This window comes from Devosia sp. J20-27 (genome assembly GCF_055808595.1).
In genome coordinates, this window is the sequence record NZ_CM147875.1 from 2883410 (window position 1) to 2907271 (window position 23862).

General features: G+C 64.2%; 13 protein-coding genes and 2 pseudogenes. 3 read left to right on the forward strand and 12 right to left on the reverse strand.

Going from position 1 to position 23862, the window contains the following annotated elements; translation table 11 throughout:
- Positions 1–75: 75 nt before the first annotated feature.
- Positions 76–2178, forward strand: a complete 2103-nt coding sequence (locus AC0L4C_RS14250) for a ComEC/Rec2 family competence protein (RefSeq protein ID WP_473400323.1) — start codon at positions 76–78, stop codon at positions 2176–2178.
- A gap of 71 nt (positions 2179–2249) precedes the next feature.
- Here AC0L4C_RS14250 and AC0L4C_RS14255 read toward each other — a convergent pair whose 3' ends face one another.
- The 4 genes from AC0L4C_RS14255 to lexA form a co-directional block, all read right to left on the reverse strand.
- The gene (locus AC0L4C_RS14255) at positions 2250–3122 is read right to left on the reverse strand and encodes an SMP-30/gluconolactonase/LRE family protein (RefSeq protein WP_473400324.1); all 873 of its coding nucleotides are present in this window, start codon (positions 3120–3122) and stop codon (positions 2250–2252) included.
- On the reverse strand, positions 3119–3733 hold the full coding sequence (locus AC0L4C_RS14260; RefSeq protein ID WP_473400325.1) for a 2-dehydro-3-deoxy-6-phosphogalactonate aldolase: 615 nt from the start codon (positions 3731–3733) through the stop codon (positions 3119–3121). Before AC0L4C_RS14260 ends, AC0L4C_RS14255 begins: the two co-directional genes overlap by 4 nt.
- 7 nt (positions 3734–3740) lie before the next feature.
- The gene (locus tag AC0L4C_RS14265; RefSeq protein WP_473400326.1) at positions 3741–4652 is read right to left on the reverse strand and encodes a 2-dehydro-3-deoxygalactonokinase; all 912 of its coding nucleotides are present in this window, start codon (positions 4650–4652) and stop codon (positions 3741–3743) included.
- 196 nt (positions 4653–4848) lie between these two features.
- Positions 4849–5574: a transcriptional repressor LexA gene (gene lexA, locus AC0L4C_RS14270; protein WP_473400327.1), complete on the reverse strand. Its 726-nt coding sequence runs from the start codon at positions 5572–5574 to the stop codon at positions 4849–4851.
- 248 nt (positions 5575–5822) lie between these two features.
- Between lexA and AC0L4C_RS14275 the strand changes: the two genes are divergently transcribed.
- On the forward strand, positions 5823–6257 hold the full coding sequence (locus AC0L4C_RS14275; protein WP_473400328.1) for a hypothetical protein: 435 nt from the start codon (positions 5823–5825) through the stop codon (positions 6255–6257).
- Positions 6209–6670, forward strand: coding sequence for a transglutaminase-like cysteine peptidase (locus AC0L4C_RS14280; RefSeq protein WP_473400329.1), 462 nt, complete (start codon positions 6209–6211; stop codon positions 6668–6670). The genes AC0L4C_RS14275 and AC0L4C_RS14280 overlap by 49 nt, the downstream gene beginning before the upstream one ends.
- Before the next feature lie 77 nt (positions 6671–6747).
- Here AC0L4C_RS14280 and AC0L4C_RS14285 read toward each other — a convergent pair whose 3' ends face one another.
- The 8 genes and pseudogenes from AC0L4C_RS14285 to AC0L4C_RS14320 all read right to left on the reverse strand — a co-directional run bounded on the left by AC0L4C_RS14285 (position 6748) and on the right by AC0L4C_RS14320 (position 23804).
- Positions 6748–7980 (reverse strand): calcium-binding protein, encoded by a 1233-nt coding sequence (locus AC0L4C_RS14285; protein WP_473403525.1) that lies wholly within the window; start codon positions 7978–7980, stop codon positions 6748–6750.
- Positions 7981–9390: 1410 nt separating this feature from the next.
- Positions 9391–19062, reverse strand: a pseudogene (locus tag AC0L4C_RS14290) (VCBS domain-containing protein); the annotation flags it as partial.
- Between the two features lie 106 nt (positions 19063–19168).
- Positions 19169–19396, reverse strand: a pseudogene (locus AC0L4C_RS14295) (channel protein TolC); the annotation flags it as partial.
- A 305-nt stretch (positions 19397–19701) separates the two neighbouring features.
- Entirely contained in the window at positions 19702–20910 is a 1209-nt protein-coding gene (locus AC0L4C_RS14300) for a molybdopterin molybdotransferase MoeA (protein ID WP_473400330.1), read from the reverse strand.
- Complete coding sequence (moaC, locus tag AC0L4C_RS14305) at positions 20907–21386, reverse strand: cyclic pyranopterin monophosphate synthase MoaC (RefSeq protein ID WP_473400331.1); 480 nt, start codon at positions 21384–21386, stop codon at positions 20907–20909. The genes AC0L4C_RS14300 and moaC overlap by 4 nt, the downstream gene beginning before the upstream one ends.
- 1 nt (position 21387) lies before the next feature.
- On the reverse strand, positions 21388–22194 hold the full coding sequence (gene trpC / locus AC0L4C_RS14310; RefSeq protein WP_473400332.1) for an indole-3-glycerol phosphate synthase TrpC: 807 nt from the start codon (positions 22192–22194) through the stop codon (positions 21388–21390).
- Between the two features lie 3 nt (positions 22195–22197).
- Positions 22198–23211 (reverse strand): anthranilate phosphoribosyltransferase, encoded by a 1014-nt coding sequence (trpD, locus tag AC0L4C_RS14315; protein WP_473403526.1) that lies wholly within the window; start codon positions 23209–23211, stop codon positions 22198–22200.
- The gene (locus AC0L4C_RS14320; RefSeq protein WP_473400333.1) at positions 23208–23804 is read right to left on the reverse strand and encodes an anthranilate synthase component II; all 597 of its coding nucleotides are present in this window, start codon (positions 23802–23804) and stop codon (positions 23208–23210) included. Before AC0L4C_RS14320 ends, trpD begins: the two co-directional genes overlap by 4 nt.
- Positions 23805–23862: the final 58 nt, after the last annotated feature.

Here is a 23862-nt window from a genome sequence, read left to right on the forward strand (position 1 = left end):
ACCTCGGAAAAGTGGCGTTTTGCTGCCCGACGTGTAAGCATCGTTGGCGGCAAGCGCAAGGGCGGGGCAAGCGCCATGTCCGACGTACTGGCAGGCCCGGAGATCCGACCGACCGATGCGCGCACGCCATCGGTGCCGGTGCGTGCTGCACGGCGTCAGGGTATCAGCGCTCTTTCAACGATAGCAGATGGCATGGACGGGCGGCGCATCTTTGTTCTGCTGCCGTTTGCCGTGATCGCCGGGATGATCGTCTTTCTGCAGGGCGATGCCGCCGTGGCGCCGGAAGCGCTATGGGTTGTGGCCGGGCTGCTGGCCTTGGCGCTGCTGCTCACCCAGGCACGCGCCGCGGCCTTCAAGGGGCTCGTCCTTGGCGCGGCGTTCTGGAGCGGGTTGAGCCTGCTGCCCTTGCACGGGGCGCTGTTCGGTACGCCGATGCTGGCGCGGCCCGCCTACGGCGTGTTCGAGGCGCGGGTCGACGAGATCATCAGCGAGGCCGAGAGCGGCCGCCGTGTGGTGGTCTCGGGTGTCCATCCGGTTACCGGTGGGCGGGGCGTGCCGATGCGGCGGGCCCGGGTGGTGATCAAGGGCGGTCCGCATCTGGCGCCGGGCGACGTGATCCGCGGACCGATCCGCTTTTACCCGGTGCCCGGGCCGGTGGTGCCCGGCGGCTATGACACGCAGTTTCATTCCTATTTCGATGGCGTCGGCGCCTATGGCAACGCGACGGGCGCCATCGAAGTGGTGCAGAGCGGGGCGGACGGGCCCGAGCGACTGGTCGACGCGGCGCGGCAATTGATTGGTCAACGCATCGATGCCCGGATCAGCGGCGAGGCCAATGGGCTTGCCCGCTCGATGATGATCGGCGACCAGAGCCGGATCACCGATGCCACCCGCGAGGCGATGGCCAGTTCAGGCCTGGCGCATATCTATTCGATCTCGGGGCTGCACCTGTCGCTGGTGGCGCTCGGCGTGCTGACGGTGATGCGCTACCTGCTGGTGCTGGTGCCGGGCATATCGCGCTACGTCTCGATCAAGAAGGTGGCTGCCGTGGTGGCGCTGGCCGCCGCCTTCGGCTACCTGCTGCTGGCCGGCGGATCGGCCAACGTGCCGGCCTTTCGCTCGACGCTGATGATCGCGCTGGTGCTGGGAGCGGTGCTGGCGGGCCGACGCGCCCTGACGATGCGCAACGTCGCCATCGCGGCGCTGATCATCATCGTCAGCGATCCGGCCAGCGTGTTCCGGCCGAGTTTCCAGTTGTCGTTTGCAGCGGTGGTCGGGCTGATCGGCAGCTATGAATGGGCGAGCGGCGACGGGGAACCCGCAGGTGGAGCCCTCGGCTGGGTGCGACGCGCCATAATCGGCACGGCACTGACCAGCCTGATCGCCGGTCTCGCGACGCTGCTGTTCTCGGCCTATCATTTCCAGCAGACGGCGCCGTTGGGGCTGCTCGCCAACCTGATGGCGCTGATCCTGATCGCACCGATCATGACTGCCATTGTGATCTCGGCGCTGTTGCTGCCGTTCGGCTGGGAAGGGCCGTTCCTCTCGGTGCTGCAGGTGCTGCTGGAGGGGTTGATCTGGATTGCCCGGACGGTCACGGAGTGGAGTGCGGGGCTGAGCCTGCACCCGCTGCTGACCCCGCTGGCGCTGGCATTCGGCCTCGTCGCGCTGGCCTGGTTCGCGGTGGTGCCACGGTGGTGGAAACTGGCAGGACCGGCGCTGCTGCTGCCGGCGGTACTGCTGTTTGCGCTGGACCGGCCGCCCGATGTGCTGGTGGCCGACACCACGCGGGCGGTGGCCGTGCGCACGGCGGCAGGGCTGCAACTGGTCGACGGCAAGGCCGGGAGCTTTGCGGTCGACGTGTGGCAGGAGACCTATGGCGAGCCGATCGCCACCGGGGCGGGACGCTGCGACAGCGTTGGATGCCTGGTGGACAGTCCCGCGGGCTTTCGTCTGGCGCTGATCAACGACCCGTCAGGGTTCTTCGAGGATTGCGGCAGCGCCGACGTGGTGATCACGCGACGCGACGCGCCGGCGGTCTGTGCGGCGCCGACGGTGATCGATGCGGATGCGCTGGAGCAGGGCGGCGTACACTGGCTGCGCTGGACCGGCAGCGGCTTCGAGGTCCGCGCGGCCAAGACCGGCCTCAGCCGGCCCTGGAGGGCGTCGCCACGTTGACGCCGCTGGGTTTCATGCGCGGCGCCACCGATCAGCAGGCGGCGGCGCCGGGGAACAACCTGTCCGGGCTCTCAGAGCTTGAGGAAAGGCTCGGTGAGGCCCGCCACATCGACATTGATGGCGAAGACGCTGCCGGACAGCGGGAACGCCTCGAGCTGCTCGGGCGAGAGGTTCTCACGGGCGGTGGTGATATAAAGCGTTTTCATGTCGGCGCCGCCGAAGGCCGGGCAGGTGACGTTGGGCACCGGCAGCTCGATGATGCGGTCGAGCTTGCCCTGGGGGGAAAAGCGGGCGACGCAGGAGCCGCCCCAGCGGGCGTTCCAGATGAAACCCTCGCTATCGACCACCGAGCCATCGGCGCCGCCCGGTGCGCCGCCGGCAACCAGATCGGTCCACGGGCCATTGGGCAGGCCGGTCGCCGGATCGAGCGGCGCGGTCTGGATGACGGCGCCGGCATCGGTGAAATAGGCGCGGCTGCCGTCGGGCGAAAAGCAGATGGAGTTGGGAATGCCGACATTGGCAAGGATCGGCGTCAGGGTGCCGTCCTTCCACTGATAGACGGCACCGGTCTTGTGGGCGCCACCGTGGCGATTCATGGTGCCGATCCAGAAGCCGCCGGAGCGATCCATGCGGCTGTCATTGGTGCGGTTGCCGGGGACATCGGCCTCGATGGTGTCGATGACGGTGGTGCTGTCGGACGAGAACGAATAGCGGAGCAGGGCGCCCGACTGGGCCACGGCGAGGGTGTCTTCGTCGACCACGGCAGCGGCGGCGGCCGTGTCCTTGAAGGTGATGCGATCGACCAGATGACCGTCGGGGCCGGCGCTGAGCAGGGTCTGGTTGAGAATATCGAACCAGAAGAGCCTGCCAACGAGCGGGTTCCAGAACGGCCCCTCGCCCAGTTCGCAGCGGCTATCGACGAAGAGTTCGGCTTTCTGGTTCATTTGGTCTGTCCTGCGTCATAGGCGGCGACGGCGGTGCGGGCGCGGGCAGCCACGTCCGCGGCCGACATGCCGGGTTTAAAAATGTAGGTGCCGAGGCCGAAGCCGGCGCAACCGGCAGCGAAATACTCGGCGAAATTGTCGGGGTTGGCGCCGCCAACGGCATAGAGCGGCACCTCGGGCGGCAGCACGGCCTTCATCGCCTTGATGCCCTTGGGGCCGAGCACTTCTGCCGGGAAGAATTTCAGGCCATTGGCGCCGGCCCGCAGGGCGGAGAAGGCGTCGGACGGCGAGAACACGCCGGGATAGCTCCTGAGGCCCTTGTCGCGCGTGCGGACGATGACATCGGGGAAGGTATCGGGCGAGACGATGAAGGTGCCGCCGGCGGCAGCGACCGCGTCGACATCCTTGATGCTGAGCACGGTGCCGGCGCCGATCTCGGCGCGGCCGGCAAAGAGTTTCGCGGCGCTGCCGATCGAACTGAGCGGATCGGGGGAATTGAGCGGCACCTCGATCAGGGTGATGCCGGCAGCCACCAGCGCCTCGCAGACGTCGGTGACTTCGGCGGGCGAGATGCCGCGCAGGATGGCGATGATGTGTCGGTGTTCGAGCATGGTATCCTCAGGCAGCGCGGGCGGCCTTCAGCCCGGCGAGAGTGGCGTCGGTCGCATCGACGATGCGGGTTCTGGCCCCTAGCACGGCAAAGCCGCGCGCATAAAGCCGGCACAGGCCGGTGCTGCCGACGAGCGGGATTTCGGCATCGGTCAGCCAGTCGCGCTGGCCGCCGATTTCGGTGCCGATCAGCAGGCCCGACAGGAAGCCGGCGCACCAGGGGGCGGAGCGGCCCGAGAGCAGCGAGCCGGCGCGGACCTTGAAGAGCGTTGCGGTCAGGCGCTCAGGTGCGTCGAGGCCTTGGGAAAGGCCGGCATCGAAGCCGGCGTCGCGGTCCGGCCCCTCGACTTCACCCTGCAGCGAGTGCCGCAGCACCGAGTGGGTGCGCAGCACCTCGAAGAGTTCGCCGGTCATGGCGGTGGAGAAACGCTCCAGCCGGTGGCCGCTGAGGGTGGCCCACTTGGAATGGGTGCCGGGCATGACCACGAGGCCCTCGAAACCGGGCTGAAGGGCGGAGAGACCGAGCAGTTGCGTCTCCTCGCCGCGCATGACGTCCTCGGCGCCTTCGCGCCTGAGGCAGACACCGGGGAGGATCGTGGCGCGCAGCTTGCCGGGCAGATCGGGGGTGACGCCGCGTGCGGCCAAAGTGGAAAGATCGGCGGGGGCATCGAGATAGGGGGCCTCGAGCCAGCCCTGGCGAGCGCCAGCCATGCCGCAGATCAGTGCATCGATTTCAGTGCCTGGATCAATCGCGCCGTCCAGCAGCGCGGCGAGCACATCCGGATATTGCCCGGGCGTCAGCTTGCCCATGCCCTGATCGGAGCTGCGTGCAAAGGCGATGTCGCCGCTGGCGTCGATCCCCCATAGCCGCAGGTTGGACGTGCCCCAGTCGATTGCGATCCAGTCTGCCGTGCCTGCCAAAACCTGCTCCTCCCGTCGGTTGCCCCCTGTTTGGCCTTTTGTGCGGCCAAGCTCCAGCATTTCCGGAAGGTGGTTCAGTCATTTCTGCGGTTCGGGGCACTATCCGACCCGGATCGGCACGTGGCGGGCACAAAAAAAGGGCCGGTGCTGTCCACCGGCCCAGAGACGACCCACGGGGAGGGTCAGAGTTGCGTGCTCAGTACTTGCGCAGCAGGCCGACGAGGCGGCCCTGTACCTTGACCCGGTCGGGTGGGAAGATGCGCGTTTCGTAGGCCGGGTTGGCGGCCTCGAGCGCCACGGAATTACCCTTGCGACGCAGGCGCTTGAGCGTGGCCTCCTCGTCGTCGACGAGGGCGACGATGATCTCGCCGGTCGAGGCGTTGTCCTGCTTGCGGATGAGCACCGTATCGCCATCGAAAATGCCGGCTTCGACCATCGAGTTGCCGCGCACTTCGAGCGCGAAATGCTCGCCGGAGCCCAGCATCTCGGGCGGCACGGTGATGGTGTGGCTGTGGCTCTGGATGGCTTCGATGGGCGTACCGGCAGCGATGCGGCCCATGACCGGAATGGTGACCGGACGGCCCGCCTCCGAGGCAGTGGAGATGGCCGTGGCGGCGCGTGGCGGTGGCGCCGAGACACGGCCCAGGCTGCCATCGATGACGCTCGGCTCGAAGCGCGCCTTGCGGCCGCCAAGCGAGGGGTTCATCGAGTCGGGCAGGCGCACCACTTCGAGGGCCCGGGCCCGGTTGGGCAGCCGCCGGATGAAGCCGCGCTCCTCCAGCGCCGTGATCAGCCGGTGGATGCCGGACTTGGAGCGCAGATCGAGCGCGTCCTTCATTTCATCGAAGGAGGGCGGAATACCCGCCTCCTTCATGCGCTCATGAATGAACATGAGCAGTTCGTGCTGTTTGCGTGTCAACATTTGGCAGGCCCCGTGAGCAGAATCGGAACAAAGGCTGAACGATGTATAGATGTTCCAGTTCTGTTCTGCAACAGCCGGGGTAAATATTCGGTATGCAGGGACTTCGCCGAGCCGGCGCGAGCGTGATTTAGGGTTTGGCAAGCTTAATGGATTGCTTTTGATCGATTTAAGTAATGCCAAATAGAGCATGCCAGTTGGCATAGTCTTAGAATTTCAAAACTAGGCTCTCTCGTAACAGGGAGAGCAGAATGCTCAAAACAACAAACAAATCTGTCCTGGCTGCCGCGGCGTTGCTGGCTGGCATGATATCGGGCATGCCGGCGGCAGAAGCCCGTTTCGATCTGGGTCTGCCCTCGAGTGAGCCCAGCAACGAACTGCGGTTCGATGTTGCCTCGCTGAAGCTGCGGCCGAGCTATGACGCCTTTGCCACCGCCTCGCTGATGCCGCGCATGGAAGTGACGGCGCCGGTGCGCACGGTGGCGCCGAACTATAATGTGTTCAAGTCGGTGGTCGTGCCGATCGGGAAACTGCCGGCCTTCGCCCAGTGGGGCAAGGTGAAGCCCGCAGCTGTCTCGGCGAGCGATTTCTGCGCCAACGGGTTTTGCAAGAGCGCCGCCGGACGAGACTGGCGGCCGTGGCCGAGCGGGCGCGGCGCCTGCCGCAGGTCGAGGCCCTCAAGCTGATCAATCGTGAAGTCAACCGCACCATCGCCTATCGCTCGGACAAGGGCGACACCTGGCAGACGCTGGCGCAGAGCGCCGCGCGCGGCGCCGGTGACTGCGAGGACTTTGCCATCGCCAAGATGCAACTGCTGGCCAAACTCGGCTTTGCGCCGGACCAGTTGCAGTTCATCGTGCTCAAGGATACGCGGCGCCAGCTTTACCACGCGGTGCTTGCCGTGCATGTCGAGGGCAAGCGCTTCATCCTCGACAATCTCTCGAACACCGCCGCCAGTGACGACATCTTCCGCACCTACAAGCCGATCGTCTCGTTCGTGGGCTCAAAGAGCTACGTGCACGGCTTCAAGGGTGGCCAGAGTGCCGTTGCCATGGGCAAGGGCGGCATGAGCGCGATCCGGCTGGGCGAGGGGAACTGAGGGCAGGCCCGCTATTGAGCCTCGAAAGTGAGAATGGCCCGCCCGAGCGGGCCATTTGTTTTGCGCGTTCGCTGCAATCAGATCAGAAACGTATGCTCGGTGCCGTCGAAAACGATGTTGACCGGATCGGCGCCGCTGGCGGTGCCGTAGCCGACAAGTACGGAAACGCTGGTCCACACTACCCCCCCGGCGTTCGAAGATCCGTTGGTATCCACCTGGATGGTCACGTCCTGACCGGTCTGGGTCAGACGCACGTAATCCTGGATCTGGTCAGCTGGGATGGGGTTAGTCCCTAAGGCGGCGTCCAGCAGGCCACCCAGGTCGATGCGATCGCCCTCTGAGAAGCTGTAGTCGGTGATCTTGTCCGCATGTGACGAGCCAGAGGCCGCAAAGATGAAATCGTCAGCGTCGAGGCCGCCAGAGAGGATGTCATTGCCATTGCCGCCGTGCAGCTTGTCATTGCCCGAACCGCCCAGCAAGAGGTCGTCGCCGGCGCCGCCCCAGAGGACATCATCGCCATCCAGACCGACGAGGATATCAGTGCCGTTATCGGCCGTGTCGGAGTTGCCGCCACCACCATTCAGCGTATCTGCCCCCGCGCCGCCTATCACGGTATCGCCACTTGTATTGTTGTCTGGCGAGCCATCGAATGTGGGCAGGTTAGCGTCGATTGCCCCGATCGCTGTGTAGGTGACGTAGCTGTCTGGGCCGGCCGCAAGCGCAAGCGCGGCATTGTCGTAGTTGTTGACGATGGCGTTCCAGCTGGTGCTGCCCAGATCAAGATTGGAGTTGATGTCGCCGTCCAGATAGTAGTCGAGTGCCGAGTTGGCGCCGAGAGCCAAGAGTGTCTCAAGTTGGATCGAGGTGAAGACCAGGGTGATTGTGTCACCGTTGCCCGACACCCCATTATAGGTGATGGCGGACGATGTGGTGTGGCTCCAGGAGGTGACGATAGTATCGTTGTTGCCGGAGGAACCGGATGGCGGTGTATAGGCGTCATCTCCGACGATATTGACTGCAGCGTAATTGTTGGAGAGTGGACCGCTGGTGTCCGGAGAGAATTCAACGATGTTGGCGGTCGTGGTCGTGATGTTGCCGCCGGACGCAGTTCCGTTGTCGTCGATGGTTATCGTCACGACACCTCCCTCGCCATTGCTTGAGCCGTCAGGGTTCCAAAGCACATTCCCAGCCGCCAGATATGCGTTGATCGCCGAAATGGTGCCGTCGAGGGTGATGGCACGGCCGCCACTGCCGTTCACGGTCACGCCAGCGCCGCTCGAGGCCGTGAGGGAGTCGTCGCTATCATTCATGGACAGCGTGACACGCACGATGCCAAAGCTGTCGACATCCTGGAAGCTGATGCGATTAAGGACGTTGACGTCCCCGGTGCTGGCTTCGGACAGGTAGTAGAGTGTCGATGGGACATTGATGACGGCGGCGTCGGCTACGGCAGTCACCCCAATGGTCGTGGTTGCGACGTTGCTGGTCGAGGTCCCGTCGGTCACTGTCGCGGTGACGGTGCGAGACGTCGTGTCCGGGTTGTCCGTATGATTGCCAAAGCCGATCGCCTTGATGGCCGTCGCATAGTTGGCGACCGTAGCGGATCCGCTGAGAGCCACGGTGATCTTGCCGGCAACCGAAATATCGACCGACGCGGCAATACCGGGCGGCAGCGAGCCAACCGAGAGGAAGTCACCTGTCTTGGCATTGGTCAGGACGACGGTGGCGCCCGCCATATTGGGGGAGTCAGCATCCACAATGGTCGGGCCTGCCGCTGCAATTGAAACTGCCGCGCCGTTCTCAGTATAGCCGGTCGAATTATTGGTCGACGCGGCGCTGTAGGTGACATCGATATTGTCGATATAGACGAAATCGTTACTCTCCATCCCCCCGCCGGCTACGATGCGAATGATGGTGTCGCTCGTGTAGGGGCCAGTGATCGGGATGGAGATGTGCAGCATCCCGCTGTCCTGCTGGTTGCCTTTGAGCTCAAGAACTTCGCTGAAATTGACGCCGTCCTTGGCGATCTGGACGCTGACGATGTCGTTGCCTTGATCCAGATCACGCCGGTAGTCGAAGCTCAGCGTTGCGGATTTTGCGCCCGCTAGGTTGACGGTTCGCTGGATCGATGCATCGTCATTGTCACCGCTATCGCTCAATCTCAAGCGGCCGGAGGTGATGCCAATATCGTCGCTAGCGTGTGAAATCGATGCACTGTCATCGTCGCCGGTTTCTGTCCAGGAATTGACCCAGTTCACGCTGCCATTGTTGTTGCCATAGCTGGTGGCGCCGAACTCATCGCGGACGTTATCAAGCTGGTTGAGGCTGAGTACCGGCGCTTGGTTTGGCGATGCTTCGTTGACGTCGGTGACGTTCAGGGTGAAGACCTGCGATGCGTCCGGGTTGCCGCCAACGGCGATGTCATCGACGTTCACGGTCACCGCGTAGGACGACTTGGCCTCGAAGTCGGGTGACGACCCGACATAGAACAGCTCGTTGCCGTTGCGGATTTCGAAGGACGCAGCGTCGGCCCCGGCAAGGTTGAGGCTGTTGGTGCCCAGGGCATCGTCGGTGATGCCGATGGTGGCCACCTTGATGCCACCGGTGACGTCGCTGTTCTCGTCGATCGTAGCCGTGACATCGGTGAAGCTGACCGCAGTCGGTGCTTCGTTGACGTCCGACACCGAGATCGAGAATGCTTCCTTGTAGGTGGCGCCGTGGCTATCGGTCACCTCGACGGTGACGCTGTGCGAGGACGCTGACTCGAAGTCGAGCAGTGTTCCGTTGGCGACGGTGATCTGACCGGTCGCCGCGTCAATGGCGAAGCGGCCGCCAGCGTTCTGGGTGATACCCCCAACTACGGCGAAGGCGTAGCTGAGCGTTTCAACCGGACCATTGCCATCCACGCCGGTCACCGAGCCGACCACCACGCCATTGGCGCTGTTCTCGGCAACGCTCAGCGCGGTCGCGGTGAGGTCGGTTGGGGCCATCTGAATGAGCTGGGCCGGGGTGACCGATCCATTGGCGAACTGCACGCTCTCGATATTGGAAATATCGAATGTGTGGCCGCCGACGATCAGCGTATAGACGCCGCCGGACTCGGTGACCACGGCATCCTTCCATTGCACGTTGCTGAGCAACAGGGTGTCGTTTCCGCCATTGCCGTTGAAGACAACGTGGACATCGCCGACGAAGCCGGTGAGGTCGAGCGTGTCGTCGCCGGCGCCACCGGTGAAGGTGATGGTGCTGGGCAGGATTGCCGTACCCGAGACATCGTTCAGCACAAGGTTGATGGCACCAGTGCCGGCGACGACGTCGATATGTTCGATCTCGTCCGCACGAACAGTGGCGGCCCCGGGGCCGGTGTAGGTGATGACGATATCATCAGAGTCGACACCGCCGACGGACACGATGTTGCCCGCGTCGGCCTGCGGCAGCTTGCCGATGGTTACGGTGCGGTCCTCGCTGTCGCCCTGGACAGTGAGGATATCGTAGTCCGGGTTGAGGGCGGAAGATTCGGTGCCGCCGTGATAGCGATCATCACCGCCGCCAACCGTGTAGACGAAGGTGTCGTCGCCGCCCATGCCGCGGAAGGTGTCGGCGCCGAGGCCACCGGAGAAGAAGTCGTTGCCTTCGGTGCCGGTGACGTCGAACGCGAGCGGCTGGGCAGCATCGGCGCTGAAGTAGAGGTACTCATGGCCGATGGAGGTGAAGGTATTGCCGGTGAACACCGTGCCCGCGCCCGGCGTCAGGGTGGCCGGGAAGCCCCAGCCTGCCAAATAATCCTCGACGTCAATCGCCCAGCCAACGCTGGAGATGTCGTTATTGGTGACAATCGCGCCAGTGGCGTCAATGACCACTACGCCCAGGTTCAGGTGCGTCGCGCCCGTGCCGGTCAGACGGTTGCCGTCAATGGTGAGGTTGGTGGTCTCGAAGGTGAGGATGAGCGAGGCGGACCAGTTGGCGCCGGTGTAGCCAATGGCCGAAACCGTGTTGTTGACGATGGAGCCGGTGGAGCCGGAAACTTGGATGCCGTTCTGCGCCTGCACAGTGTGGGCGCCGACGCCGGTGATGGTGTTGCCATGGATATCAACGTCGGCGTTGACCACCACGATCGCGGTCTTCTGGAACTGGCTGACCGTAGAGTTCTGGATGACCATGTCGTTGGCTGCATGGGCACTGTCGTTCGACACGAAAATGCCGACGCCCCGCTGATTGCCAAAATTGCTCTCACTTTCGCGGATACCGGTGACGTCGACGGCGTCGATCTTGCCGCTGGCATTGAGATAGGCGATGCCGACAAAGGTCGGATTGGTGGCGCCGGTGACCGAGCCACCCCGCAGCAGGCCGTCCACGGTGACGCCTTCAATGGTGACATTGCTAGCGTTCTTGACGGTTATCAGACCGTCCACATCACGCAGTGATCCGGTGAGCGTGGCGCCGGTGGAGACCAGAGTGAGCGGCGCATCGATAAACACGCCGGCGCCGGCGGCCTTGATTGTCAGGTCGTCGAGACCATCGATCACGACCTGCTCGGCATAGCGGCCGGCGGCGATCAGAATGGTGTCGCCGTCCGCCGCCGCGTTGACCGCCGCCTGGATGGTGGCAAAGCCGCCATTGCCGACGAGGAGGAAGCGGCCAGCGCCGTTCCCGTCAACGATCTCGACGTTGAACAGCGTGTCACTGCCCTCGGCGCCGCCGGTTGTCACCGTCCAGCCGCCAAGGATGTTGGTGGCAATGTCGGTGGAAACCAGGGATGCCGCGTAGTTGGCAGTGTCGATACCACTGCCGCCATCGATGACGTCGTCGCCGCCGCGGCTAGTGATCTGATCATTGCCGCCCTGCGCCGTGATCACGTCGACGAAGTCGGTTCCCTTGAGGACGTCGCCACCGCCGCCGCCATTGATATAGAAGCCGTCGTTGGGCAGGCCGCCGTCATTGATGTTGTCAGAGAAGCCCGACCCTGCCGCGTCGAATTCGATGCCGTTGGCCAGGTTGCCGAAGTGCAGCTCAAGATCGACATTGTTGTAGGTGTTGGTGGCAAAGGCCGTGGTGATGTCACCGGCCCAGTGGTTGCCCAGCGAAATGGCGGTGCCGACATTCTCGAAAATGTTGCCAGTGACGTGCACGGGCGAATTTGGCGTTCCGGGGATGTTGTCATCCAGGTTGAGACCGGAACGGGCGCTGGTGATGGTGTTGTCGCTGATTTTCAGGTCGACGCCGTTGCCGTCACTCCAGATGCCGCGTCCCCAGGACGCCGCGCCGTATTTGCCCGAAGAGGGGCCAGTGATCAAATTGTCGTCGATGATGATCTTGCCGGCATTGGCGCCGACGCTCACGAAGATTGCCCGGTCGTCGCGGACCGGATCGCTGTCGCTGGCCGTTCGATCCCCGCCATCGAGCGCGCTATAGAAGACGCTGTTCTCGACGACGTGCCCAGTCCCCGTTCCGCCCTTGAGGAAGGACAGGGTGGCATCGGAACTGATACCCTCGGGCGAGACGTTTTCGAAGCGGACACCGTCGATAACGATGTCGTTGGTGGTGGTGACCGACGATATTCCCGCGATGATGGTTTCGGTGCCGCGCGCATCGGTCCCGTCGACGCCATAGTTGGCGCCGCGGATTTCGACGCCGCGATCAATGTTGAGGTTTTCTGCATAAGTGCCGGCCGCAGCGGAGATGTACTGCCCAACGCCGTCACCAGCGGCGTTGATGGCCGCCTGAATGGTGGCAAAGCTGCCCAGCAGTTCATTGCCGGCGGTGAAGAGGCTGACCGGCAGGGCCAATGCAAAGCTCTCGGTGTAGCTGGCGCCGCTGCCATCGGTGGCCGTGATGGTGACGCTTGGGGGCAGGGTGGAGACGCCCGCGTTGATCACCTGCAGGATGTAATTGCCCGGCGTTCCGGCGACCGCAAAGTCGGTGCTCACGGTGCCGTTGGGATTGCGGACCACGAAAGTGAAGGAGGTATCATCGGGATCGGTGACCGTCACCGATGCAATGATATCGCCCGGGCCGTTGCCGGCGGCCACCACCAGATTGCTGAGCGCGATGTCGCTAGGCGCGTCGTTGACCGGGGTCACGGTGATGGTGGCGCTGGCGGAGTCGAGCGAGAAGGCGGTTTCGCCGCCGCGGGTGCTGACATCGACATTGGTGTAGGCGGAAGTGCCGCCGGTCTGGTCCCAGGCGTGGTAACTGAACGAGGCAGTGGTGCCGTTCTGGCCATCGGGCAGGAAGCGGACGCGGTCATCGGCGCCCAGCAGCAGGGCGCTGGCCTGAGTGACGCTGCCGAATTCGGTCCAGACGCCGGCCTGGAGGAACTGCCAGGTGCCGTTGCCCTGGTTCTGGCCGAAGATGGCGATGCCTTCGACGGCGCCGTTGTCGACGTCGCTGACGGTGGCGCCGAGGATCTCGGCGACGGTGTTGCCACTATTGGCGAGGGTGGTGGCGTCCTCGTCGATGGTGGCCAAGGTGGTCGCCGGAACCACCGAGAGGCTCACATTGTCGATATTGACTTGGACCGTGTGGTCGAAATTACCGCCGGAACCGGGCTGTTCCAGGTTCATGAACTCGATGCGCAACGGCTGGCCGATGCCGGGCGAACCGGCTGGGACATCTGCCGTCACCGTGCCGGGGCGCCAATCAACACCATCGGTGGGGAAGAAGGGGAAAACCGACTCACCGAGCAGCGTTGCGCCAGCATAGATGCGCACATGGAATTCCGGCATGCCGGAGAGGTTGGCGTCGTTGCGGTCGCCGATCTCGAAATTGAGCGCGTAGGTGCCTTCGACGGCGGTGGTGGTCAGCGTCTGGACGGCTGACTGGCCATCGTTGAGGTAGAGAACGCGGGCGCCGTTGTCGACCTCCATGGCGAGAATGTTGTCGCCGCTGGGATCGAACCAGCCGCCATTGCTCGGGCCGGCAATGGCCCAGCCGGGCAGGGAGCCGTTGGACCAGACGCCTTCGGTGCCGCCGCCGCTCTGTGTCGGTCCGGCCTCGAAGCCGGGGTTCTGGATGGTTATCGGCTGTGACGGCTGGACGTGGAGCACCGGCGCGTCATTACGGCCTTCGACCGTCACCGTGACGGTCGCCGTGCTGTGGCGTCCCTGGCCATCGTGGATGGCGTAGGTGAAGGTGTCGGTCGCGGTCTGGCCGACGGCCAGGACCTGCAGGTTCGGCGCGGCGGACGGATCATAAGTGAAGGTCGTGCCGTTGAAACTGATCGTGGCGCCCAGGGCCGAGACGCCAGCGCTGGCGCCGGCCTCGGTGAGCCCGACAACGCTCAGCGTTTCGCCGGAATCGGTCTTGAGATCGTTCTGCAGCAGCAGAGCCGCCTTGATGCCATAGGCGCCGTCTTCGTTGATCGGGGCGTAGAATGAGCCGGGCTGGCCGGCTTCGGCAATGAGTCCGTAGGGGCGATTTCCGGCCCAGAAATGCGCGCCGTTGGCGTCGTTCCAGCCGCCATTGAGGAACTGGGCGTAGATCGTCAAGACGTTTTCGGCTTCGCCTGAAACGCCGGTGTTATTCGGTTCGCTGGCAGATGCCCAATTGGTGTAACCTGTCTCTGCGAAGCTCTTGCCGGCCTCAGGGCCAGAGACCCATGTCCACAGGCCTTCATGGCCTTCATCGGAAGCGCCGAGATAGGCGATGGCGTCGGTGCGACCCTCTGCGTTCAGGACTGCCAGAATCTTAGTCTGTTCGGCCGATGATGTAATCGTTGCCAGGTAGCCGGCGTTGCCGAGCAAGGCTTCGGCAATCCCATTGGCAGCCGACCAGGACAGATTAACGTCGCCTGTCACAAAGCTGTAGACATGTCCGTTGGATGCCTCGAAGCTCCAGCCGCTCGGCACCAGACCGAAGCTGTCATTTTCGGCGACCGGGTCGTCGTTCGCGCCGTTTACCGTGATGGTCAGCGAGGCTGTGGCGCTGAGCGTACCGTCAGTGACCGTGAAGTAGAACGTCTCGGTCGGATGATCGTAATCGTTCAAGGCCTGGGTTGCCAAGCGGGTGTTGACGATTTCGTATTCATAGGTCCTGGCAATACTGTCCCAGGTCAGCGTGCCGTACACGCCCTGGATCGTCCCACTATGGTCGACTGGTCCGGCGCCAAGTTGCACGCCCGAAATGGTCAGCGCATCGCCATCGACATCGGAGACCGGGAAGCTCTGCGTCCCCGTCGTCGGTGTCCCCGCCGTCACGTCGTGATTTTCCAGCGTCCCCGCCTCTGTGACCGAAGCAGTCGCGGCCAGCGCCTCCGGCGCATCATTAACGGCGGTGACGTTGATCCGGGTTGTGGCAACGTTGGAATCGGCGTCGCCGTCATTGACGGTGACGGTGATGACGCGCTGTTCGGTCGACGGGTTGTCCGAGGTGCTGGCAAACTTGACGGCCTCGATGGCGTCCTCGTAGGCGGCCTTTGAGGCCGATCCGGTCAGCGTGACGACGGCGCCGCCGGGCGAAACCGTGTAGGTGATGCCCGAGATCGTGATGCTGTGGCCAGCATTGGCGGTGACGCCGTTGATCTTGAAGACATCGCCGGCATGGGGGTTGGTCAGCGTGATCGTCGCCGATTCCATGTTCACGTCGTCGACATCGCCGACATGGCTTGCCGTGGCGGCCGCGATGGCGACGCCGTCGCCGTTCTCGGTGTAGCTGGTGGTGTGGTCGATGCTGACGGTGGTGAAGCCAATCTTCACGTTGTCGATGTAGATGTAGTCGGGGGTATTGCCGTTTGAATGGCTGTTACTTTCACTGAGATCCTGGTCTGCGGTGAAGCGCAGCACGGTGTTGGGACCGGCATAGGCCGAAATATCGACGCTGAAGTGACCGCTGGCATTGCTGGGCCCGGCAATCGTGGTCAGCAGGACAAAGTTCTGGCCGTCCTTGGAGATGTAGACGCGCACCTGGTCGGACGAGTTATCGAGGCCCGAACGGCGATAGTCGAAGTCCAGGGTGGCAGATGTGACGCCGCTCAGATTGACGTCGCGCGAGATCGAGTCGTCTTGGCCATCGCTGTCGGTGAAGCGCAGCTCGCCGCCAGTGATGCGGATGTCGCCCTGCGTCGTGCGGCTGCCGGAGCTGTCGCGGCTTTCGTCCCAATCGTCGGACCAGGGGGCGGTGCCATTGCTGTTGGCATAAGAAGCAGAACCGAACTCGTCCAGGTAGTAGGCGCTGGTGCTGCCCAGGGTCAGGGTGGGGGCGTCGTTGACGGGCGTGATGTTGATCGTCACGTCCTCCGCATCCCACATGGCGCCGCCGGACCCGTTGTCGCCGGTGTCGTTGACATAGAGCGTCAGCGTGGCGTTGGCGGGCGGAGTATCGGAATTGGCGTTGTAGACGATGGTCCCCGAGCCGGTCCCGGCGAGGAGGTTGTTGATTTCGGCAATGGTGCCGGAAATCGTCACCGAAGCGGTGCCGTTGCCCGACAGGTCGTTGTTGCCGATGCCGGAATTGCCACCGGAAATGGTGATGACGCCGTGGGTGACGGACAGGGTGATGTAAATTCGGTCGTTTCCGGCATCGACGTCACTGACCGCAAGGCCCTTGCCGTGCAGGTTGAAATCGACCTGCTCGACTGCTGTAAGCGGCTGTGATGGCACGGTGGCCACCGGCGCGTCGTTGACCGCCTTGACGCTGATGGTTGAGGTCGCGGTGTTGGAGGCCAGGCCGGCTTCGTCATAGGCGGTGACCTGGATCTGGCGATTGCTCTCGTCGGGTGCCTGGCTGGTGTTGGAGAAGCGGACGGATTCGAGGAAGACCTCGTAATCCGAGTGCGTGCCATTGCCGGTGATGGTCAGCCGGTAGGCACCGCCCGGGGTCGACACGTCGACCGTGGCGCCGCCGGGCAACAGGTTCGAGTCATAGGTCAGCTGGTCGCTGGCCTTCGGGTTGGTCAGCGTGATCACCATTTTCGACAGATTGCTGCCATCGACGTCGCCGATGCGGGAATCGGTGTCCGCGATGCGGACCGCGGCGCCGTCTTCGGTGAATGTCGCCGAATGGCCGGTTCCGGAGGCGCTGTGGTTCAGATCAAGCGTCGGCGCATCGTTGATCGGCGTGACGTTGATGGTGATGGTCGAGCTGTCGGATTGCGAGCCGCCACTACCGCTGTTGCCGCCATCATTGAAGGTGACGGTGGCCGTGCGCTGCCCATTGGTGGGGTCTTCCGAGGTCGATTCAAAGGCGATGGCGCGCAGCAGGTTCTCGACGCGCGGATCGGTGGCGTCGTTGTCGAGGCTGATGGTCACCGAGGTGTGGTTGCCGCCGAAGCCGCCGGAGGTGATCTCGCCGACAGTGACCCAGCTGTTGCCGCCGGTGTTGATCTGCACCTGATCGCCATTGACCACACGCACGCCATTGTCGGCCAGCACCAGCCGATCGCCGGCGACGGTGCCCCACAGGGTCACGGTGATGAAGCCGTGGTTGAAATCGTGCGGATTGTCGGGGTCGGTGACCGTGGCATTCGACAGCAGCCGGACGGCGTTGCCGTTTTCGGTAAAGGCGACAGTCCTGGTCTCGGGTGCGAGCACTGGCGCGTCGTTGACCGCATGCAGATCGAGCGTGATGGTGTCGACATCGATCAGCGCGCCGCCGGCGCCGTTATTGCCCAGATCGTTGGTGGTGATGGTCAGCGTCACGTCTGTGTTGGCGTTCGGCGCCGGGGTGTAGATCACGCCCGTACCGGAGGACAGGAACGCGTTGATCGCGTCGACCGAGCCGGTGAGCACCAGCGCCGTCGGCGACCCGCTGACCACCACATTGCCGCCTGACGTGGCGCTCAGCGCGCCAGAATTGCCGGGGATGGAGAAGGTGACCGTGACATTCTCCCCGTCGGCATCGACGTCCGAGATGGAGATATCGGTCAGCTTGATCGCGATGTCTTCGGTGACATCGATCTTCTGCGGCACGTGATTGATCGGCGCGTCGTTGACTGCCGTGATGTTGACCGTGAGATTGGCGCCGGCCTGGTCGCCATCGCCGTCGACCAGCTTGTAGGCGAAGGTCTCGGTGGTGTCGTGCACCAGCTCGTCAGGCGCCTTGTAGGTCCAGGCGCCGGTGGCGAAATTGAAGGTCAGCTGGCCGTGAATGGTGGTCTCAACCGACAGAGTCGAGCCGCTGTATGGACCGGATTCGTTGGACGCGGTGATCGCAGTTTCGCCGTCCCAGGTATAGGTGACGCCATCGACCGTGATCGACAGGATGCGCCCGCCATCGGCGCTGAAGCTGTCATTGGCCAGGACATTGCCGCTGGCGCCATCTGCCTGCGGCACGGTGCCCAGCAATTGCGCGAGCGTGCCTGGCTGGCCGCTATGCAGCAGAATGACATGTCCGGCATTGGGATAGGCGACGTCCAGCAGGTCATTGTCACCGCTGCTGACATCCTGGCCGAGGCCAACGGCGTAGGCTTCGAGGCCGTTGTCAAAGAGGAAGTTCTCCCAGTTGGTCCGTTCGCTGCTGTTGATGTCGCCGCTGCCGCTGACCTCGCCGTCGCTGAAGAAATAGACCGTGGCGTCGCCGCCCGGATGATTGACGGAATAGCCGTTCTGGATCGCGCTGAGGGCGTCGTCGTAGTCGGTGCCGCCGGAGGCGCCGGGGAATGTACCGCCCGAGACATAGGCGATGGCATCGGCGCGCGTCATCCAGCCCTGGCTGTTGGCGTCGTCGGCGAAGGTGACGACGAAGACGTGCGTGGCGTTGCTGGCGTTGATCAGATCGACAGCGGCGCTGCGGGCAAAGGCGAGCCGTGAGTTGAAGAGACTCGACCCGTCATCGTTCTCCTGCATGCTGCCGGAAACGTCGAAAGCCAGGATCAGGTTGTGCGCGAGACCTGCGCCTTCGGTCGCCGTGTAGTCGCCGTTCTGGCCGGTCAAATCATCAGATGCCGTCGGGGTGTCATCGTTGACCACGACGCTGAAGCTGCCATTGGTGGTGTCGCCATCGGAGTCACGCGCGGTGAAGCCGAATGTCAGCGCAAGATTGTCTTCGAAACTGTTCTGCGGGTGGTCAAGCTTGCCGAGCAGGGTGAACTTGTAGCTGCCGGTGCCCTCGTCAGAAAGGCTTACATCAAAGACCCAGCTGCTCTGGTTGGCCGGGCTTTCGCCAGTGTAACCGACGATGCGCGTGCCGTTCTCCATAACGGCATAGTGCACTTCCGCGTGGCCGGAGGTCAGAGTGAGGGGCACGCCGTTCGAACTGACGGTGACGGCGGGCTGCAACCCGGCTTCCTGAAGGTTGGCGTCCTGGAAATAGACGGCGCGTCCGGTCAGTTGCGAGACGTCATCTGCGGTGCCCCCGTCCGCGTCCTGCGGCCCGGCGACGAAGGTGGTGTCGCGGTCGTCGACGCCCCAGTCGATCCCGAGAACGCCGCTGGTGCTGGTGGTTGCACTGACCACCATCGCCTTCAGGGAAATCAGTCTGCCGGAAGACGGTCACGGTACCTATCTTGCCAATGTCAGCCTCAGGGCGTCGAACGCCGGCTTCGTCGATGAAGATGGCGGCCTATTGCGCGCCCACCGAAGCTTCGAGGTCAAGGCGTGGTGCATAGAGGCCCAGGGCCTGTTGCAGTTCGAATTCGGTGGCCTCGCGGTTGGCGACGGCCTGTCCGATTTCCGGATTGGTCTCGATCGCCACCTTGGCGGCTTCATGGAGAGATAGCGCCTGTGCCTGCAGTGGCAGCAGCGTCGAAGTGGCAAAAATAGTGCCGAGCAGCAGCTGTTTCAAAATATTCATTTCAGGCCCTTTTCGGACGAGGTCCCAGCCTCGTTCCCGGCGGTTGGCGCCGGCCCCCCAGTCAATGGCGGTCACGCAAGTGGTGAAAACGTCGATCATTCCCCCTTGGTCTGATCGCTGTCGTGTCCGCCCCGCTTCGGCATATCCCAATATATACTTGGTTGTTGCTTCTGCGTTATGCTGAAATGTTTATTAACGCGGTGCGGAAGTCAATTGAGGGGTGCGGCGAATCTAAGGATTCCAACGCCAGAGGCAATTCTGCAACAGTTATGCGGGATTTCCGGGGACCGCCGACGCCAGAGTGCTTAGCCCAGCATGCCTAAAGGTACGACTTCGACGAACTCGCCGATCTTGCGACCCGAATCGCTTTCCGGCTGGATGATCAGGGCATCCGCCATGGCGAGTGAGGAGGTGTGGGCGCTGTCGGTCTCGGAAATCGGCTTTACTTGCTGAAAGCCGATTTCATTACGACTGATTGTTGCACGCAAGTAATGACGACGCGGACCGTTGGGCGGCAGGTCGGCGGCAAGCGGCATGGCCACCTGCGGCCAGAAGGGATCGGCGTGCCCTGTCATCTTGCGCAGGGCCGGGCGCAGGATGACGGTGGCGGTGACCATGGTAGAAACCGGATTGCCGGGCAGACCGAATACCAAAGTCTTGCCGCGCGTGCCGAACATCAGCGGCTTGCCCGGCCGCATGCGCAACTTCCAGAAGTCGAGCTCGACCCCGAGGTCGAGCAGGATTTCCTGCACGTAGTCCCGCTCGCCGACACTGGCGCCGCCAGTGGTCACCAGCACATCGACACCAGCGTCGAAGGCGCCCAGCAGAGCCTGCTCCAGCGCCGCCTTGTCATCATGGACGATGCCCAGGTCGATGACCCGCTCGGCGTGCGGCGTCAGCAGCGGGATCAGGCCATAAGAGTTGGAAGCGACGATCTGGTCTGGACCCGGGGTGGAGCCCGGTGGCACCAGTTCATCGCCGGTGGCCAGAATGGCGATCCTGGGGCGCCGGGTGACCGGCAGTTCGGGGCGATTGGCCGAGGCCGCCAGATTGAGCATCGCGGGGGTCAGGGCGACACCGGCCGGCAGCAGCTGCTGGCCGCGCTGGAAGTCGTTGCCCTGGCGGCGAATGCTCTGGCCGACGCGTGGCGTCTGCTGGAAGCTGATGCGGTTGCCGGTGGCGGTGGCCTCTTCCTGCATGATGACGGCGTCGGCGCCGATCGGCATCGGCGCGCCGGTGAAGATGCGGACGCACTGGCCGTGTTCCATCATGCCGACGAAACGGGCGCCGGCCTGGGAGGTGCCGGCGAGCTTGAGCGGTTTGCCCGGGGTCACCTCGGCGGCGCGCACGGCGTAGCCATCCATGGCGCTCGAGTCGAAAGGCGGCTGGTTGTGGCTGGCGATCAGCGGCCGCGCCAGCACGCGCCTGTGGGCCCGGAGCAGGGGGACGTTCTCCTCGCCCGGCGGCTGGATATGCGTGAAAATACGCTCGAGCGCCTCGTCGACGGGGATCATTCCGGCCGGCCGTCGCGACGGAAGTCGCCAGACTTGCCGCCCGTCTTTTCGACCAGCGACAGGCCATCGACCCGCATGCCCCGGTCCATGGCCTTGGCCATGTCGTAAAGGGTCAGGGCAGCGACCGAAGCGGCGGTCAGGGCCTCCATCTCGACGCCGGTCTGGCCGGTGGTCTCGGCGGTGGCCGTCACCAGCAGGGCTGCGCCGACCGGTGCGATATCGACGCTGACGCTGGTCAGCGCAATCGGGTGACAGAGCGGGATCAGCTCGGAGGTCTTCTTGGCGGCCATGATGCCGGCCACGCGGGCCACGGCGATGGCATCGCCCTTCTTCAGCGTCCCGCCCAGGATGGCAGCGATAGTCTCTGGCTGCGCCTTGAGGCGCGCCTCGGCAACAGCGCGGCGGCGGGTGGTGACCTTGTCGCCGATATCGACAATCCGGGCCTCGCCACGCTCGTTGAGGTGGGTGAGGGTCATGTCAGTGAGCCGGGTCGCCCGTCAGCAGCGCCCGGGTGGCACTGGCCACGTCCTGCTGGCGCATCAGGCTCTCGCCGACGAGGAAGGTGCCGATGCCGCCCTTCTCGTCGAGGTTCTTGATGTCCTCGTGCGTGTAGATGCCGCTCTCGGAGACCAGGTGCACACCCTCGGGGATGCCGCCGGAGAGGTTGATCGAGGTGGTCAGTGTGGTCTCGAACGTGCGCAGGTTGCGGTTGTTGATGCCGATGAACTCGGCGCCCAGCCCGAGGGCACGATCGAGTTCGATCTGGTCGTGCACCTCGACGAGGGCATCCATGCGCCACTCCTCGGCGGCATCGAGCAGGTAGCGCGCGGTATCGTCGCCGACCGCCGCCAGGATGACGAGGATGCAGTCGGCGCCATAGGCGCGGGATTCGGCGACCTGGTAGGTCTCGAACAGAAAGTCCTTGCGCAGCACGGGCAGCTGCGTGGCAGCGCGCGCCTCGATGAGATAGGTCGGCGATCCCTGAAAGCTCGGACGGTCGGTGAGCACCGACAGGCAGGCGGCGCCGCCCATCTCGTAGGCGCGGGCGATCTCCGCGGGATGGAAGTCCGGACGGATCAGGCCCTTGGAGGGGCTGGCCTTCTTGACCTCGGCAATCAGGGCGTACTGGTGCTCGGCACGCTTCTTCCTGAGGGCGGACAGAAACCGGCGCACCGGCGGCGCGTCATGGGCCTCGGCAACCACTTCGTCCCACGGCTTCAGCGCCTTGGCTGCGGCGATCTCTTCGCGCTTGTAGGCTTCGATGCTGGAGAGAATATCGGACATGGACTAACCGTTTGAAACTGTAACAAGACGGGCGAGGGTGTCCCTGGCGCGGCCGCTGTCGATCGCGTCGGCGGCCAGCCGGACGCCGGCTTTCAGGTCATCGGCGCGGCCGGCGACAATGAAGGCGGCCGCCGCATTGAGCAGGACGATGTCGCGGTAGGGGGTCTTTTCGCCGTCCAGCAGCGCCCGCAGCGCGGCGGCGTTATGCGCCGGATCGCCACCCTTGAGTTCGGCGAGCGCGGCCCGGGGCAGGCCGGCATCTTCCGGCGTCACCTCGAAGCTGCGCAGGTCGCCATTCTTGATTGAGGCGACGAAGCTGGGGCCGGTGGTCGAAAGTTCGTCGAGTTTGTCGTGGCCATGCACGACCCAGGCCGAGACGGCACGATTGGCCTGCAGGGCGGCAGCGACCGGCTCGACCCAGCGCTTGTCATAGACGCCGAGGACGTAGTGGCGCACGCCGGCCGGGTTGGATTGCGGCCCGAGCAGGTTGAACAGGGTGCGGGTACCCATTTCGACGCGGGTGGGGCCGACATGCTTCATGGCCGGGTGGTGTGCCGGTGCGAACATGAAGCCGATGCCGGCCTCGCGAATGCACCTGGCAATGCTGTCGGGCGGCAGGTCGAGCTTGATGCCCAGGGCCTGCAGCACGTCCGATGCCCCGGATTTGGACGACAGCGCGCGGTTGCCATGCTTGGCGACCGGAACGCCGGCCGAGGCCACCACGAGCGCCGCAGCCGTGGAGATATTGAGGGTTTCGGCGCCATCGCCGCCGGTGCCCACGATATCGATGGCACCCTCGGGCGCCTCCACCTGGACCATGCGCTCGCGCAGGATCGAGACGGCAGCGGCGATTTCGCCGACGGTCTCGCCCTTGACCCGCATGCCCATGAGGAAGGCACCGATCTGGCTGGGCGTGGCCTCGCCGGACATGATGGTGCCCATGACGCCGCGCATTTCCTCGCCGGTCAGGTCATTGCGACCGGCAATCTTGTTGAGGGCTGACTTGAGGTCCATCAGGCGGCTCGCTTCAGGTTGAAGTCGCGGGCGAGATTGAGAAAGTTCTGCAGCAGCGCGTGGCCGTTCTCTGACGCAATGCTCTCGGGGTGAAACTGCACGCCATGCACCGGCATGGTCTTGTGCTGCACGCCCATGATCAGGCCGTCATCGGTCGACGCGGTGACTTCCAGTACGTCAGGCAGGGTTTCCGGCTTGACGATCAGCGAGTGGTAGCGCGTCGCCTCAAAGCCGGCATTGAGGCCGCGGAACAGGCCCTTGCCGGTGTGGTTGATGCGGCTGGTCTTGCCATGCATCAGTTCGGGGGCCCGGACGACGTCGCCGCCCATGGCCTGGCCGATGGCCTGGTGGCCGAGGCAGACGCCGAGCAACGGGATGGTCGGGCCGAACCGCTCGATGACCGAGAGGCAGATGCCGGCTTCGTTGGGGGTACAGGGGCCGGGGGACAGCACAATGGCGTCGGGTGCCATGCGCTCGATCTCGTCGAGCGTGATCTTGTCGTTGCGGACCACGGTCGGGTCGGCGCCCAGTTCCCCGAGGAAGTGGACGAGGTTGTAGGTGAAGCTGTCGTAGTTATCGATGACGAGGAGTTTCATGTCAGAGGTCTCAGAGTGCGGGATGCGCTGTTGCGAGGGCACGGGTGCCCGGCGAACG

Excerpts from the sequence above, each read along its gene's own strand:
- AC0L4C_RS14250 (WP_473400323.1), top strand. The coding sequence starts at position 76 with ATGTCCGACGTACTGGCAGGCCCGGAGATCCGACCGACCGATGCGCGC.
- AC0L4C_RS14255 (WP_473400324.1), bottom strand. The coding sequence starts at position 3,122 with ATGAACCAGAAAGCCGAACTCTTCGTCGATAGCCGCTGCGAACTGGGC.
- AC0L4C_RS14260 (WP_473400325.1), bottom strand. The coding sequence starts at position 3,733 with ATGCTCGAACACCGACACATCATCGCCATCCTGCGCGGCATCTCGCCC.
- lexA (WP_473400327.1), bottom strand. The coding sequence starts at position 5,574 with ATGTTGACACGCAAACAGCACGAACTGCTCATGTTCATTCATGAGCGC.
- AC0L4C_RS14275 (WP_473400328.1), top strand. The coding sequence starts at position 5,823 with ATGCTCAAAACAACAAACAAATCTGTCCTGGCTGCCGCGGCGTTGCTG.
- AC0L4C_RS14285 (WP_473403525.1), bottom strand. The coding sequence starts at position 7,980 with ATGAATGATAGCGACGACTCCCTCACGGCCTCGAGCGGCGCTGGCGTG.
- AC0L4C_RS14300 (WP_473400330.1), bottom strand. The coding sequence starts at position 20,910 with ATGATCCCCGTCGACGAGGCGCTCGAGCGTATTTTCACGCATATCCAG.
- moaC (WP_473400331.1), bottom strand. The coding sequence starts at position 21,386 with ATGACCCTCACCCACCTCAACGAGCGTGGCGAGGCCCGGATTGTCGAT.
- trpC (WP_473400332.1), bottom strand. The coding sequence starts at position 22,194 with ATGTCCGATATTCTCTCCAGCATCGAAGCCTACAAGCGCGAAGAGATC.
- AC0L4C_RS14320 (WP_473400333.1), bottom strand. The coding sequence starts at position 23,804 with ATGAAACTCCTCGTCATCGATAACTACGACAGCTTCACCTACAACCTC.